Source organism: Natrialba chahannaoensis JCM 10990 (assembly GCF_000337135.1).
Taxonomy (GTDB): Archaea; Halobacteriota; Halobacteria; order Halobacteriales; family Natrialbaceae; genus Natrialba; species Natrialba chahannaoensis.
In genome coordinates this window covers 78,892-93,826 of the sequence record NZ_AOIN01000092.1, presented here as the reverse complement: position 1 = coordinate 93,826, position 14,935 = coordinate 78,892, and the positions used below count along the sequence as shown (strand labels likewise).

Here is a 14,935-nt window from a genome sequence, read left to right as displayed (position 1 = left end):
TTGTAGTATTCATCGAATGGATGACAGGTACACGAATCGCGTGTTATTCGACCGGGATGGGGAACTCATTGGTCACGTACACGAACGATTCACAGAAGCAACCCAAACTGATCCAGAGCCCTCCCGAATACTCAAACGGGTACAGTTCCGGGCACGAAACGAGGCTCATCGCCAGACTGAAGCCGATCTTCTCCTTCCCGTCCTCGACTGGGCCGTCGTTGAAGATACCATTGCCGTGCTCGAATCGTTCGATGTTCCTCAGATCATGGAACACTTCGAGGACTTTTACAGAGCGATTCAGAATCCACCTGTCGAAAACGTTGCCTATACTGCACTGTTCCTCTTCCTGAACGATGGCCGTGATGAACTTGTTAGACAATCAGATCCGGTGACGTTCTATCACGAGAACGATGACCTCACTCACACTGAGTTTTCTTTCGAGCAAGAACCCGACGCGTATGTTACGATCCCACCGCTTGAGGAGATATTCGCCTGTGATAAGCGGTTTCGGGACCCTATTGTCCACCAGCTTAAATGTAGAATAAGAGACCTCCACTACATGCAAGGGTGTCAGCCACCAGAGAAATATCGGGTCGAAGGGTTAGGACTCAACGATTCTGAAATTGTTTGCTTCAACGAACAAGCAAAATAGATTTATGAAGGCAGAAATCATCGGCACCGAAGACGGTATTATTGGTGTAAAAGTTATCGACCCACGTGGAAATCAGCATCTCGTTGAGATTGACGTTGAAGACGAGGATACCGAAGATCTCCACGCCCAAGAATCGTATCCGCTCGACGCATCGGAGCGAACCCAAGAACAGGAACGTATTATGAATCAAGTTGCAGCTCGAGCACGATTCGAGGCACACACTCAGACAAAATATGAGATCCTTCGGGACGGATGGGACCCTCACCAACTACGACGAGGGATTGATGCTCTCGAGAATCTGCCGTCAGAGAAGTTTGACGAGGCATTTCGTGAGTACTATCATGCGCTCATCAATCCGGAGAAAACCAAAGAAAAATACGGGATCATTGAGGGATCGGTCGAATTCCCTGGCAAACCCCAGATCGTATTAATTATGAAGGGGTTCTGTATCAACGAGGATAACGAAGTTGTGAACGTCCTCCCCGGCTTGTTTGTCTACTATTCGAATGAGCATGCGGAGAAGAATTATACCACAGGGACTTCTGCAAGTTGCTCGGATAGCTTGACCCAAATTACGCCGATGGTTCCACCATTCAAAGATCCTCCTGATGATGATTTCGTCTACCCTGAGGACTTTCGGGGATTCATGATTCATAACCTAATCTGCCAAATCAGAGACATCTATCTGAATATGGGTGAGGATCCGCCAGAACAGTACGACATTCAAGGGTTTGGGAAAGGGACTGGTAATTTCGATTATGATGAATATCACTCATGGAAATGACTGATAGTTGTTTTTAACGAATGATTTGACATTCACGTTGTCAAATGGAATTGGTTATGAAACTCGAATGGGTGTAACCATTAACGGGCAGGATAGCCCAGGGGTAGCTATCCAGGTGATCGATCACCGCGACTATACCCATCACCTGCTGTTCGACTGGGACGGTGAACTCATTGGTCNGATAGCCCAGGGGTAGCTATCCAGGTGATCGATCACCGCGACTATACCCATCACCTGCTGTTCGACTGGGACGGTGAACTCATTGGTCACGTTCAAGACCGATTTGCAGCGGAGGATCAGACCGATCCCCAACCTGCGAACATACTGGAGCGCGTCCGATTTCGTGCACGCAACGTCGGGCATCACGAAACTGATGCAGAACTCCTCAGCCCCATCTTCGACTGGGTGGTTCTTGACGACGCTATCGATGTCCTCGAGAGCCTGGACCAATCAGCAATTATGGAGCACTTCATGGACTTTCTGGAAGCAATTCGAGATCCACCCGTTGATGACGTGGAGTTCACCGCCTTGTACCTCCATCTGGATGATGCGAACGAGGAACTGATTGACCAGTCCGATCCCGTGACGTTCTATTTTGAAGATCAGGACCTCGTTCATACACCGGTTAGCCTCGAGCGTGAGCCCGACGTGTACGTGACGATTTCACCATTCACACGACCATTCGCCTGCGATCACACCTTTCGAGATCTTATCGTTCACCAACTCAAATGCCAGATTCGAGATCTCTACTATATGCAAGGTGGCCAGCCTCCTGAACAATACAGGGTCGACGGGGTCGGTATTCACGATACCGAACTCGTCCCATTCGGAAGTCAAGCACAATAGAACCATGCAGGCAGAAATCATCGGAATTGAGGATGGTATCGTTGGTGTCAGAGTAGTTGACCCACGTGGAAACACTCATCTGGTTGAAATAGATGTTGATGAGCAAGATACGATTGATCTTCATGCCCAGGAGGCGTATCCTCTAGAGGCGTCTGATCAAACTGAAGACGTACAACGGATTATGGACCAAGTACTTGCTCGCGCCCGATTCGAGGCCCACACACAAACGGAGTACGATATCCTCCGTTCGGGGTGGGACCCGACCCAGTTACGCCGGGGCATCGACGCCCTCGAGCGTATTTCAGACGACGAATTCGACGACCTCTTCTACGAGTATTACANATCCTCCGTTCGGGGTGGGACCCGACCCAGTTACGCCGGGGCATCGACGCCCTCGAGCGTATTTCAGACGACGAATTCGACGACCTCTTCTACGAGTATTACATGGCGTTGCACGATCCGACGGGCCTCAAAGACGAGTATGATATCGGTCCAGACACTGCCGAAGTCGAGGGAGACCCCCAGATCGCACTTGTAATCAAGAGCTTCTGTATCACCGATCAAAACGAGATTGTGAGCGATTTACCCCTGTTCGTCTTCTACTCGAGCGAACAGGCCGACAAAAATTATACGGCTGGTCCGGATCCCGACTGTCCCAGTGGTACTACTGAAATCCCGTCGATGCTCCCGCCGTTCAAAGACGCACCAGAAGACTTCGTCTATCCAGAGGACTTCAGAGGTCTGATGATCAATAATCTCATCTGCCAAATTAGAGACCTTTATCGCAATATGGGTGAGCGTCCGCCGAAGCAGTACGATATCGACGGCTTCGGAAAACCCCACGGGAACTTTGATCGGTGATACTAATTGTAGTATTCATCGGATGAATGAAAAGTACACGAACCACGTGTTATTCGACCGGGACGGGGAACTCATCGGTCACGTACACGAACGATTCACAGAAGCAACCCAAACTGATCCAGAACCTGCCCGAATCCTCAAACGGGTGCAGTTCCGGGCACGAAACGAGGCTCATCGCCAGACTGAAGCCGATCTTCTCCTTCCCATCCTCGACTGGACCGTCATTGAAGACACCATCGGCGTGCTCGAATCGTTCGATGTTCCACAGATTATGGAACACTTCGAGGGGTACAGCAGATAGAGAACCAATGTTGTTTTCTCCGTTAGGGTTGCCTCCAGCGCCCGTCCGTTTTGCTCGTGGTGCAAAATCACAGATCTATCTACGTGGTACGTGGTTTGGGTTGGAATTCGAACCAAACAACGGCACCCAACAACCGCATCTCCCAAGGTTGTGTCAATTGTGGTGAATCCCCGCTTTGATCCTCCGGCCGTTGCCTCTCAACTGGTCACTGCTCCCAGGACCCACACCGATCGACGGCGTGTGACTGCTTGCGAATCATCGCGACAGACTTTTCACTACTGGATGATACCACCTAGTTGTATGAGCGAGTTCGAACAGTTCAGCGACGTCGGTGAAGCGGACGTAACGCGCGCAATCGGACAGGAATGGACCGAGGAGTTCATGGACTTCTCGGATTCAGATGTCATCATCGTCGGCGGCGGTCCCTCGGGACTGACCGCGGCGAAGGAGCTCTCCGAACGCGGCGTCAAGACGATGGTCGTCGAGAAGAACAACTATCTCGGCGGCGGCTTCTGGCTCGGCGGCTTCCTCATGAACAAGGTCACCGTCCGTGACCCCGCACAGCAGGTTCTCGACGAACTCGACGTCTCCTACAAGCAGTCCCAGGACAGTGAGGGACTCTACGTCGCGAACGGACCCGAGGCGTGTTCCGGCCTCATCAAGGCCGCCTGCGACGCCGGCGCGAAGATGCAGAACATGACCGAGTTCACGGACATCGTCATCCGTGAGGACCACAAGGTCTNTGTTCCGGCCTCATCAAGGCCGCCTGCGACGCCGGCGCGAAGATGCAGAACATGACCGAGTTCACGGACATCGTCATCCGTGAGGACCACAAGGTCTCCGGGATCGTGATGAACTGGACGCCGGTCCACGCGCTCCCGCGTGAGATTACCTGTGTCGACCCAATCGCGGTCGAAGCGGACCTCGTCATCGACGCAACAGGCCACGATGCAATGGCGATCACCAAACTCGACGAGCGCGGCGTGCTCGACGCACCTGGCGTTCAGGACGCCAGAGAACGCGGAACGGTCATGGACCAGACCGACGACGACACGTACGGCGCTCCCGGCCACGACTCGCCAGGTCACGACTCGATGTGGGTCGGCAAGTCCGAAGATGCCATCGTCGAACACACCGGCCTCGTCCACGAAGGCCTGATCGCAACCGGGATGGCAACCGCGACAACGTACGGCCTTCCCCGCATGGGCCCGACGTTCGGTGCCATGCTCGTCTCCGGCAAGCGCGCCGCCCAGGTTGCACTCGACGAGCTCGAGGTCGACGCTGAGCCAGTTGAGTTGACCTCTCGCGCTGCACCAGCAGACGACTNCAAGCGCGCCGCCCAGGTTGCACTCGACGAGCTCGAGGTCGACGCTGAGCCAGTTGAGTTGACCTCTCGCGCTGCACCAGCAGACGACTAGACGACTCCCCCATAGTCACTCTCAGTCATGTTTTCGGTGGGTTCGCCCACCGGTTTTCGAGGCCCAGAGCAACTGCTACTGTTCGCTCTCGACTAGCAGCGCGTGCCGCGACGTGGTCTTGGTGGGACTCGAGTACGATTACATACAATCGTATTGATCCGCACAACGAATCCATCCGTACGGAGCAGCGAACACCAAAACAGACACAGAACGACGAAGTCACACTGTTGCGACGGTGGGGTCAGGGTGGCGATATGGAGAGTGGCGTCACCGGTGCGACCGGCGGTGTCGGAAGCTGGCTCGCGACTAAATTCGCGGGTGCGCAATGCCGTTCGATCATAGACGCACCACTCGAGAACGCAAGCGTCGGCCACGAAACTAACCTCGCAGTTGCCACAGGGGAACTTCCTTGATCAGCCCACTGCCGGGACGATCGAGACCGTCTTCGGCGACCTCCCAGATGAGTGTGTATCCGAGGGTGACGACGCTGCGTTCTCAACGGCGAAGGCGCGAGCAGAGTTGGGGTGGGAACCGGCTCACTTCTGGCGAGACGCCGTCGACCGCGCGGACGGAGCCGTCGTTCGTCGACGAGAAAGAGTAAGTAGAACGGTGGATGTGGGGGTGGCGTTAGAAGCCGTACTCGTCGGTTCCGTCAGCGTCGTCGGAACCCACTCCGTGATCTTGCTCGGGTCGCTCGTCTGAGTGAGCCGCGGGGTCGATCTCGTCGTCGTAGATATCGATGTGATGGACGGCACTCGGCGAGAGCAGTCGGTTGCCCTCGAGCTCGAGCCAGCCGTTCGCGTGGACGACAATCGGCCCCTCATAGAGCACGTCGTCCGGATCGGAACTCTCGTAGACGATAACGTCCTGATACGCATGTGTAAGCGGGTTCGCGTCGTCGGAAACAATCGGTTCGCGCGAGAAGGGCGGCGGGAACATGTCATTGGAACTGTGACTGCGAGGCAGAATAAGCGTACGGGGTCTCGATCAGCGCGGCGATCGTAACTGATTCACAGGCGGTACGAGGCGGATGTCCCGACCCTTGAGGTCAGGGAGGAAGCCGACAGCAGATGACACAAACCACGCTACGATGGCAGACCGACTTCCAAACATGTGAGTAACACATACAGTATATGTGAGAACACAGTGGAATACTGTCGTACCGCCGTCATCAAACTCGACACTCCCGAAGGAGCCGACAAATCCCTTCGGGAGACAGTCGAGGAGTTCAAACACTGTGCCAACACCGCGAGCGAATGGTGCTGGCACGGGCGTCGCCAGATTCCGCAGGAATCTGGCTGCCAACCAGAAACGCGACGCGTTTCTGGTGACGACGACGGATACCACGTCACCTCAAAAGCCAAAGCAGAACGCGCCCTCTACGACCGACTCCGCGATGAAACCGACTTGACTGCAAATCTCGTCCAGAAAGGGATTCGCCGGGCAGTCGAAGCCGTCAAAAGCGGCGTCGAACGCCTCAAACGTGGCGAAAACACGTCACAACCGCACTTTTCCGCTGACAGCGCGGTCTACGACAAACGGAGTGCGACGTTCCACCGCGACCACGTTTCCCTTTCGACCGTGGATGGGCGAGTCGAGTGCGACTACATCCTTCCCGACGACTCGGAGACACCGCCGACCAAATACATCTCCGACGAGGATTTCGAGTTCCGAATGGCGCACTTACAACACCGGGACGGTGACTGGTATCTCCACGCTTCGATGCGGAAAGTCGAAGCACGCGAGGGAACGTCTGAATCCGAGTCCAAGCACAGAACAGTCCTTGGTGTGGACTTGGGCGTGAACAACCTCGCCGTCGCTTCGACGGGACGATTCTGGTCGGCAGACGAGTTCAACCACTGGCGACGAGAGTACGAGAAGCGTCGTGCCTCGCTTCAGCAGTGTGGTTCTCGCCACGCCCACGAGAACATCGAGTCAGTTGGACAGAAAGAGTACGGGCGGTTCGAAATCTACCTGCACACGGTGGCGAACGAACTCATCGAAGAAGCCGTCGAGAACGACTGTTCGCACATCGTGTTCGAGGACTTGACCCACATTCGAGAGAACATCCCCGAGGCGACGTGGCAACACGTTTGGGCATTCCGACGCCTCTACGAGTACGTCGAATACAAGGCCGAAGAACACGGTATCGAAACCGTACAGGTTGACCCTCGAAATACGTCGAAGCGTTGCTCGACGTGTGGATTTACCCACGACGACAATCGCCATCAAGAATCGTTCGAGTGCCAAAAGTGCGGGTACGGGAACCACGCCGACTACAACGCAGCGAAGAACATCGGTTTGCAGTATCTCCGTCGCAGGCAGAACGCAGGCGATGGAGGCGCATCCGTAGATGTGCGCTTGAATCGCGGGACGCTGAACGTGAGCGGGGAGTACGTGCCCCCTGCCTCGATTGAGGCATAGAACGGGAGTCCACGCGAAAGCCTCGGGGTCGTTCGGAAGATCTTCAATCTTCCGTGACTGAGCGGAGCGAAGCTCCGCGATGTCCGCGAGACCAAAGGTCTCGCTTGATGACGAGACGCTCCGCGTCTCGAACCACTTGATTCCCGAGGTGATTTACGGCGTGGTACAACTAGAGAATATATGGTCGATCAGATCGTTCTCTACCGAGCGCCGACGACCGTCGCCGACGTCGACGCCATCGGCGACTGGCTCGCACCCCGGGTCGACGCAGCGGTCACAGTCCGGGACCGATTCCTCGATGTACACCACAGCGACGACGATGGCGATGGCCTCGCCGAACAGTTCGCCGAGGCGCGCGTAAAATCCCCCTACGACCGAGACACGGGCAACACGATGCTCGGTACGATCCGCTACGAGGAGCAGACACTCGAGTCACCCGAGCGCGCGGGCGGAGTGCTCTACGACGGAGTTGGTGTCCAGCGGGCGCTGAACGGGGCGCTCCCACCGACAGAGCGCGACCTCGAGACGCTTCACGTGCCGGTGCTCGATCGCGTTCTTGGAACCTGGGGCGAGCACGATGGCCGGTGGCACAAACGCGTAAACGTCCTCGGCCAGCCCGCGCTTGTGTCGGTGCCGGGGCTCTACGAGGCACCGGCGAAGCCGGAGGCGTACTACAAGGAAAAACAACGCCATGCACTCCTGTCGGGAGACTCGCCGCCACGAGAGGTACTCGAGAACCAGGTCGAGGGTGAGTTCCTGATCGAGGACGATCCGCGGACGACGGACGCGCTGAAGGGGTACGTGTTGCAGGCGGTGCACTACTTGCAAACCGGGGACGCCTTCTGCGAACAGGAGGGCTGTCGGCTCTTCAACGCACACTACCACGAGGACCTGGTCGAGGCCCAGCTTGGGGAACCAGTGTTCTGTGAGGACCACGCTTCATTGTACGACGTGGCAGCGTCTCACTGACCGTCTGGCACCGTCTTGGGAATGAGAACAGCCGACAGTCATCGCCGGAATCGACGTGTACTTTTGTCGGGCAGCCCTCAAAACACACAATGAGTGAGAAGTTTACGACCGAGGTTCCCGTGCGATTTCGCGACCTCGATCCGCTGGATCACGTGAACAACGCGGTGCACGCGACCTACATCGAGACGGCGCGAACGGAGTACCTGGAGACGGTGCTCGACATTCCACAGGACGAGGTCTCCTTCGTGATCGCGAATCTCGAACTTACCTACAAGCGGCCGATCACGATCAACGACGAGCCAGTCGTGAGACTCGAGGTGACCGACCTCGGTGAGAGCAGTTGCACGATGGAGTACGAGATCTGGACGGGTGAGGAGGTAGCAACGACGGCGGAGACGACGATGGTCCAGATCGATCCTGAGACCGGACGCCCAGCGCCGATTCCGGAAACAATCCGCGAGCAGGTACGGGAGTTCGAGGGGTTTGACGTTCCGGCGTAACGAGAGGTAACGAGCACGAACCGAGAACCGACAAAAGCAGCTATTCTGCGTTAGGTCGGAAGTTCGCCGCCAGTCAGTTTGACCACGCCGAAGACGAGCGTTTCGTCGGCGACAGCGCGTGAGTTCTCTCTGAGTTGGGTGTGTGCCGCGTCGATCCGGTCGTCGAGTCGCAGGTGTGGTTCGCGTTCGTAGCGCAGTTTGGTCGTCGGCGGTGTCGAGAGGACGACGATCGCGCGGAAGACGGCGTTGACCGGGAACGAATACCAGCGATCGTCGTCGCAGCGAGCAGCGTTTGCGAGGACGACGTGACCGCCGGGACCAACGAGGTCACACCAGTGGTCGACCGCACCAGCAGGATCGTCGAGCATCCCGACGACGAACGTCGCGAGGAGTGCGTCGATGTCGGTCCCGTCGCCGTTTTCGTCGTCACTGGTACCGGTATCGGTATCGGTATCGGTACCAGTACCGGAACCGGCACTAATACTGGAACCCAACCCAACATCAGCGACGGCTGCAAACGGCGGCTCTGTCGCATCGCCGCGGACGACGTGTACGTTCTCGTAGCCGCGGTCGGCGATCATCACACGCGCCCGCTCGAGTACCGGTCGCGTGAAGTCGATCCCGATAACGGTTCCCTCGGGGCCGACCTGCTCTCGGAGATACGGCAGGTTCGCCCCGGTTCCACAACCCATTTCGACGACGGTGTCGCCGCGCTCGAGTCGACAGGCGGCGGCTGCTCGGCGTCTGAGTCGGGCGATTCCGGGCGTCTGGCGGGCGATCAGGTCGTACAGTCGTGCCCAGCGGCCGTAGAACTCCTGTGCGGATTCGGACTCGAGTCCGAGTCTGGACTGGGATGTGGATGTGGAGTCGGAGTCAGAGCTAGTATTAGAATCGGAATCAGAAACCATCGACATGCTATTGGTGCTCTGCTCGCGGAGTTCCACGACCGGACAATTGAATGTTACTCCGCACACGGTGGTGCGGGGAATCCTGCTCTCACGAGGGCAGGCTTCCTGTTTTCACGACGTGACTTGCAGACACAGACTCGAACTGAGTCGTGTCCGTAGCGGTCACAGTCTCCACAGGCGTGTCTTCGGGCCATCCCTTCCCTAGTTCAGAAAAGCCGCGCTTGAGGACGTTCATCGCCGCGTTTGCATCTCTGTCCGTCTCGAAACCGCACGACGGGCAGGAGTGTTCTCTCACCCAGATGGGTTTCGCTGTCTCCACGCCACACGATGCACACTCCTTCGTTGTTCCCTCAGGTTCAACCTGCTTGACGTGCGTGCCGTACAGATCGGCTTTGTATTCGAGGAGCGTGATGAACTGTCGCCACGCCGCATCCTGCTTGTTCCGAGCGTTCCCATCCCCTTGGAACATTCCCGATACGTTGAGGTCTTCCACGAACACGACATCGTATTCGTGGACGAGCCACGTCGTCAACTTGTGCTGGTAGTCCAGCACCTTCCGCTGGATACGACGCGTGACCTTCGCAACTTCTCGGCGTTGCTTCTCCCAGTTGTTCGACCCATGTTCTTTCCGCGAGAGCTTGCGTTGCTCGCGGCGCAATCGCTCGTAGTCGTTTTCGAGGTTGAGCCAATCCACGGTTTTGCCGTCGCTGGTGTGGATGTAGTTGAGGATACCGAGGTCGATACCCACGCTGTTGCTCGCGTTCAGCGAGCCCACGTCGGGTTTCGCCGGCAGGTCAGCATCGTCGGTTTCCAACCCGTAGGAGACGAACCACTCGCCAGTTGTCTCCTTTTTGAACGTGGCTTCTTTGATCGTGGCGTGGTCGGGAATCGGGCGAGAGTATCGGATTTTGACCCATCCAATTTTGCTGAATCGGACGTGCGCGTACTTGTCGTGGCCCCTCTTTTCATCAAGGTCGAAACCGGACTGATTGTACGTCACGCTCCGATACTCGGTGGGTGCTTGCCGTTTGAGCCGTCCAACTTTGTGTCCCTTCTCTTTCTTCTTACAAAGGTTCGAGAGGTTGCGGTGGAAGCGTGCGACGGTGGCTTGGGCGGCTTTTGAGTGGAGTTCGCTGAACACCGGCCACCGTTGTTTCCACTCGGGGAGTTTGTTGTTTTGGTCGTACTCACTGGGCTTGTCATCCTCTGGGCTGTTTTCGTAGTCCCAGCGGATGTGGTTGTAGAGTTGGCGATGAACGTCGATGTGGTGCTCCAGTCGAACCGCTACCTCTTGTGTCGGATAAACGTAGTAGCGGTGACTATATTCCATCGCTTCCTACTGGTTGGATTGTGTCTACTTAATGGTTTGTTCGGTGGCTGTCGGCTTCATCCCTGACCACGGTGGGTCGGGGTATTCGCCTAGCAAACCAGTATAAATCGTCGTCTGTTACCGTGGCTCTGCGAAACCGCAGAAGTTAGAGCAACGACCGCACGTCGTCCGCGACGGACTCCGCATCGGCACCGAGGACGTAAATCAGCGGTTCGATACCGGTACCGCCGGTCTGATACAGCACGGTCGCCTCTGGTTCGTCGTCGATCGCTGCACCGACGCTCGAGGTAATGTCGTCGACTTCGTCGAATTCGGCGGTCACGTGGCCACGCTCCGTGAGGGCGGCGAGCAGGTCGTCATCATAGGCAATGTTGATCGCCGCCGAGGCATCCGCGCCGTGACGACGCGCGGCGAGCAATACGGTTGCAACGTGTTCGGAGACACCGAACTCGGGAGCGGCGGGGACCGTCGTTCGTCCTTTTACGTCGAAGATGCGACCGGGGACACCGGCCACGTCGTCGATACCCTCCGCATCCGGCGTGCAGGCGACGAGGTTCGACCCAACTGCCGGGATGAGTCCCGCGAAGCCGCTTGCGTTTTCGAGAATCCGCAATCCGCGGCGCAGCGACGAAACGACACGCTCACTGGTCCGCAGGTCGCTCTCGGGGTCGTGCACCCGGAAGCTCGCGCCGTGATCTGCGAGTTCGGGCACCGCCTCCTCGTGGAGTTGTGCGAGCAGATCGCCTCCCGTCTCAAGTTCGCGCACGAGGACTTCGAGTTCGATGAGCGCCTGGACGGGCGTCACGTCGCCTGTCGAGAGGCCGTCGGCGAGTTCCTCGATGGTGGCGCTGACGCGCTCGTCGTCGGCGATGCGTTCGTTGATCGTGACGTCACCGTGGGCGTACTTCGAGACGGCACTTTGGCTGATCCCGAGGACATCCGCGACGTCGCTCTGGGTGAGGCCACGCTCGCGGAGTTCGCCTGCCAACAGTGACCGGATCGTCGGCAGGAACTCGTCGACGACAATCTCTTCGACGAATTGCATCTGTTAGTTCTCCGTATGAGTGCCTGGGGAATAACTTATGGGTCTTGTTGTTGCTGTTGTTGTGGGTCCCGTTGTGCGGTGGCTGTAGACCTCGTGAACTCGCTGGCGGTGACAACGTCTCACAGATGCTATCGAACCATAGCGATACGACGGATCATTTATACGGTCGTCGGCGAAACCTAGGAAAAACGGATGACTGACACTACTTCTGCGCCTGTGCCCGCGCCCGTACTCGCCATTGCATCCGGCTTTGCAACGTTCATCGTCGTCAGCGCTTCCATCGAGGGGCTGATCACGCATATGATCGCGTTCTCGATGCTGTTCGCCCTGCCGATCGGTGCGCTGGCGGGTGCGCTTGCAGTCGCTGGCGTCGTCGCCGGACTCACGGGCGAGGTCTCACAGAGCCAGCGCCGCGGTGCCGGCAGCTACGCTGGATTCAGCATCGGCTTCCTGATCGGCATCGTTGCTGGAACCGAACTCCTGAATCTTGGGCTCACTTCCGGAGTCTTGATCGGAATCGGGTTCGGGATTGTGCTCGGCACGTGGCTCTCGTCAAAGCTGTAGCCGCCACTGCCAAACAAATAGTTGTCCACACGACACCGCTTTGAGCACTGTCGAATCGTTGCAATCGTAACCGAGAGGCCCTCGATCAGTCGTCTCGGTCCAGTTGGTCACCACCGAACTCGTGATCGCTCTGAATGCGCGAGGCCTGGGGTCCGTCTTGATCCTGATATTTCGAGCCGCGCTCGCTGCCGTAGGGTCGCTCTGCCTTCGTTTTGAGTTCCGTAAACGTGAGCTGTGAGATTCGCATCCCCGGCGTGAGCGCGACCGGCGCACTGCCGAGATTCGAGAGTTCAAGCGTGATCTGCCCACGGTATCCCGGGTCGCAGAGCCCCGCAGTGGCGTGAACGACAACAGCAAGTCGGCCGAGCGAAGACCGACCCTCGACGTGGGCGATCAGGTCTGCCGGAATCTCGACGCGCTCGTAGGTCGTTCCGAGCACGAAGTCGCCCGGGTGGAGAATGAAGTCGTCGCCGTCCTCGACAACCGTCTCGGTCACGTACTCGTCGACCTCTCGCTCCGAGGTCGGGTGGATACACGGGATATTCGTCCGCTGGAACTCAAGAAACTCCCGTCCCAGTCGGAGGTCAACACTTGCCGGCTGAATCTGTAATTCGGGGTCGTCGAGTGGATCGACAACGAGGTCGCCTTCCTCCAGTCGTCGGAGAATATCCGCATCGGAGAGGATCATATCCGACGAGTCGAACGGCGGGTGTGTAAACTGTTCGATCCAGCGTTTGGATAGGGGTGAGAGTTGGCGGTACTCGAGTAGCTGCTTCGTGAGATCAGGTGACAGTGGCAGCGTACGGACGGCTGGGTACGACTGACGAGGAACAGATTGCAGTAACAGACTACAGGAACAGATTGCGGATGCACGCAACAGACGAGCGCAGAGAGTTACTCGAGTGCCGCGTCAATTGCGGCGGACGTCTCCTCGAGTGCCCTCGCTTCGAAGTCCTCGGATTCGTAGAGTTCGACGGCGTCGCCGTTGACGAGAATGGTGGGGGTTACGCTGACGCCGTTGGATTCGCCGTAGGACTTGTCGTCCTCGACCGTCGAGCGGTGACTCTCGTCTTCGGCAGCGTCGCGGATCGCCGCGCCGTCGGCTCCGACCTCGTCGGCGACGCCCTCGATGGCACCGTAGTTGTACGATCCCTGGTAGGCGTAGATCTCGGTCGTAAACTCCCAGAACGCGTCGTTGCCCGCACTCTCGAAGACCTCCCGGGCCGCGCTCGGAATCTCCCAGGACCACGGACTGTTGATGACGGGGAAGTCCCGATGCTCGTATCGAACGTCGCCCGGTTCGAGGTACTGCTCCTCGAGGTCGGGAAAGACGCCGAGTTTGAAGTCCCGACAGAACGGACAGGAGAAGTCTTCGTACACCGTCACGGTGACGTCGGCGTCCGGATTGCCGGCGACCGGTGGCTCGGGTGGATCCTCACTGCCGAGACAGCCGGCAACGACCCCGAGACCGACGACGGTCGTCGTCCCGAGGAAGGCACGGCGCGTCTGGTTCATGCTCGCGACTAGCGATGCTGCCCCCAAATGTGTATCGTCTCGCACGATGGCACCGGGACGCCACTCACACTGACACCGGCACGGCGTGGTCGGAGATGGCTATCGTTCGATCGTCGCTGCTTTATCGGTCGCACTCGAGTACGGAGACATGAAGCAGGCCATCGTCGCCCGCACGGATATCGGCATGGGACAGGGAAAGCTCGCCGCGCAGGTCGCACACGCATCGCTGTCGGCCTACGAGAAGGCGGATTCGCAACTGCGCGACCAGTGGAAGCGAAACGGGCAGAAGAAGGTCGTGCTCAAGGGCGAGAGCGAGCGGCAGTTGCACGAACTCGCTGAAATCGCCGAGCGCGACGGCGTGCCGAACGCGGTTGTCCGTGACGCTGGTCACACCCAACTCGAGCCCGGGACGGTGACGGCGCTCGCAGTCGGACCGGCGGGTGACGATCGGGTCGATAGCATTACGGGCGAACTCTCGCTGTTCTAGGGGTTCAGTTCCAGTTTTAGCGGCGACCTGCCCTACAGTTGCCACACCGCGGCGGCGACGAGAAGTACCGAGAGCGACAGGCCCGCCCACCAGGCCGTTCGTCTCGAGAGGGGTTCGTCGACGTATACGAGGCCGACGAGCAACGCAAGTGTGTACACGCCTGCGGCGAGCACAATGACAGCAGAGGTGGTGCCGACGGCACTGGTAGGAAGCAGGGTCGCAATGACAGGGATACCTGGGAGAACCGTCGTCTGGCTCACTGGGGGATTCACGGGCGTAACCATACGGTGTCGGTCGCGGTCCGTCCTGAAAAGTGGTCGTTCCTGCGTCA

Annotated in this window: 18 protein-coding genes and 1 pseudogene; 12 read left to right on the top strand and 7 right to left on the bottom strand. The window is 57.9% G+C overall.

Features of this window, described 5'->3' with window-relative positions; all coding sequences use genetic code 11:
- The first annotated feature begins 16 nt into the window (after positions 1-16).
- The 7 genes and pseudogenes from C482_RS17075 (at position 17) to C482_RS22510 (ending at position 5,275) form a co-directional block, all read left to right on the top strand.
- Positions 17-652 carry a hypothetical protein gene (locus C482_RS17075; protein ID WP_006169021.1) on the top strand — a complete coding sequence of 212 codons (636 nt, stop codon included), beginning with the start codon at positions 17-19 and terminating at the stop codon, positions 650-652.
- Positions 653-656: 4 nt separating this feature from the next.
- Positions 657-1,436, top strand: a complete 780-nt coding sequence (locus tag C482_RS17070; protein WP_006169020.1) for a hypothetical protein — start codon at positions 657-659, stop codon at positions 1,434-1,436.
- 204 nt (positions 1,437-1,640) lie between these two features.
- Positions 1,641-2,282 carry a hypothetical protein gene (locus C482_RS22050; protein ID WP_006169018.1) on the top strand — a complete coding sequence of 214 codons (642 nt, stop codon included), beginning with the start codon at positions 1,641-1,643 and terminating at the stop codon, positions 2,280-2,282.
- 444 nt (positions 2,283-2,726) lie between these two features.
- The gene (locus tag C482_RS17055; RefSeq protein WP_006169017.1) at positions 2,727-3,143 is read left to right on the top strand and encodes a hypothetical protein; all 417 of its coding nucleotides are present in this window, start codon (positions 2,727-2,729) and stop codon (positions 3,141-3,143) included.
- Positions 3,144-3,165: 22 nt separating this feature from the next.
- Positions 3,166-3,444, top strand: a complete 279-nt coding sequence (locus C482_RS20900) for a hypothetical protein (RefSeq protein ID WP_006169016.1) — start codon at positions 3,166-3,168, stop codon at positions 3,442-3,444.
- A gap of 300 nt (positions 3,445-3,744) precedes the next feature.
- Positions 3,745-4,769: pseudogene (locus tag C482_RS17045) on the top strand (FAD-dependent oxidoreductase); the annotation flags it as partial.
- Positions 4,770-5,116: 347 nt separating this feature from the next.
- The gene (locus C482_RS22510) at positions 5,117-5,275 is read left to right on the top strand and encodes a hypothetical protein (protein ID WP_241431945.1); all 159 of its coding nucleotides are present in this window, start codon (positions 5,117-5,119) and stop codon (positions 5,273-5,275) included.
- A 214-nt stretch (positions 5,276-5,489) separates the two neighbouring features.
- Here C482_RS22510 and C482_RS17040 read toward each other — a convergent pair whose 3' ends face one another.
- Positions 5,490-5,801 carry a hypothetical protein gene (locus tag C482_RS17040; RefSeq protein ID WP_006169015.1) on the bottom strand — a complete coding sequence of 104 codons (312 nt, stop codon included), beginning with the start codon at positions 5,799-5,801 and terminating at the stop codon, positions 5,490-5,492.
- Between the two features lie 207 nt (positions 5,802-6,008).
- Here C482_RS17040 and C482_RS17035 point away from each other — a divergent pair, with 207 nt between their 5' ends.
- The 3 genes from C482_RS17035 (at position 6,009) to C482_RS17025 (ending at position 8,755) form a co-directional block, all read left to right on the top strand.
- Positions 6,009-7,286: an RNA-guided endonuclease InsQ/TnpB family protein gene (locus tag C482_RS17035; protein ID WP_006169014.1), complete on the top strand. Its 1,278-nt coding sequence runs from the start codon at positions 6,009-6,011 to the stop codon at positions 7,284-7,286.
- A 180-nt stretch (positions 7,287-7,466) separates the two neighbouring features.
- Positions 7,467-8,255: a DUF7001 family protein gene (locus C482_RS17030; protein WP_006169013.1), complete on the top strand. Its 789-nt coding sequence runs from the start codon at positions 7,467-7,469 to the stop codon at positions 8,253-8,255.
- Positions 8,256-8,344: 89 nt separating this feature from the next.
- Entirely contained in the window at positions 8,345-8,755 is a 411-nt protein-coding gene (locus C482_RS17025) for an acyl-CoA thioesterase (protein WP_006169012.1), read from the top strand.
- Between the two features lie 50 nt (positions 8,756-8,805).
- Here C482_RS17025 and C482_RS17020 read toward each other — a convergent pair whose 3' ends face one another.
- From C482_RS17020 to C482_RS17010, 3 genes are all read right to left on the bottom strand, one after another.
- Positions 8,806-9,669, bottom strand: a complete 864-nt coding sequence (locus C482_RS17020) for a class I SAM-dependent methyltransferase (protein WP_006169011.1) — start codon at positions 9,667-9,669, stop codon at positions 8,806-8,808.
- An 82-nt stretch (positions 9,670-9,751) separates the two neighbouring features.
- A complete protein-coding gene (locus C482_RS17015; RefSeq protein WP_006169010.1) occupies positions 9,752-10,993 on the bottom strand; it encodes an RNA-guided endonuclease InsQ/TnpB family protein in 1,242 nt (413 codons plus the stop codon).
- Positions 10,994-11,138: 145 nt separating this feature from the next.
- Positions 11,139-12,038 (bottom strand): thiamine-phosphate synthase family protein, encoded by a 900-nt coding sequence (locus C482_RS17010; protein ID WP_006169009.1) that lies wholly within the window; start codon positions 12,036-12,038, stop codon positions 11,139-11,141.
- Between the two features lie 192 nt (positions 12,039-12,230).
- Between C482_RS17010 and C482_RS17005 the strand changes: the two genes are divergently transcribed.
- Entirely contained in the window at positions 12,231-12,602 is a 372-nt protein-coding gene (locus tag C482_RS17005; protein WP_152422038.1) for a hypothetical protein, read from the top strand.
- A gap of 85 nt (positions 12,603-12,687) precedes the next feature.
- Here the strand turns inward: C482_RS17005 and dcd are convergent, their stop codons facing one another.
- Complete coding sequence (dcd, locus tag C482_RS17000; protein ID WP_006169007.1) at positions 12,688-13,290, bottom strand: dCTP deaminase; 603 nt, start codon at positions 13,288-13,290, stop codon at positions 12,688-12,690.
- A 206-nt stretch (positions 13,291-13,496) separates the two neighbouring features.
- Entirely contained in the window at positions 13,497-14,117 is a 621-nt protein-coding gene (locus C482_RS16995; RefSeq protein ID WP_006169006.1) for a DsbA family protein, read from the bottom strand.
- Positions 14,118-14,265: 148 nt separating this feature from the next.
- Between C482_RS16995 and pth2 the strand changes: the two genes are divergently transcribed.
- Positions 14,266-14,604, top strand: a complete 339-nt coding sequence (gene pth2 / locus C482_RS16990) for a peptidyl-tRNA hydrolase Pth2 (protein WP_006169005.1) — start codon at positions 14,266-14,268, stop codon at positions 14,602-14,604.
- 32 nt (positions 14,605-14,636) lie between these two features.
- On the opposite strand, the gene C482_RS16985 is transcribed toward pth2, so the two are convergent.
- Complete coding sequence (locus C482_RS16985; protein WP_006169004.1) at positions 14,637-14,888, bottom strand: hypothetical protein; 252 nt, start codon at positions 14,886-14,888, stop codon at positions 14,637-14,639.
- Positions 14,889-14,935 lie beyond the last annotated feature (47 nt).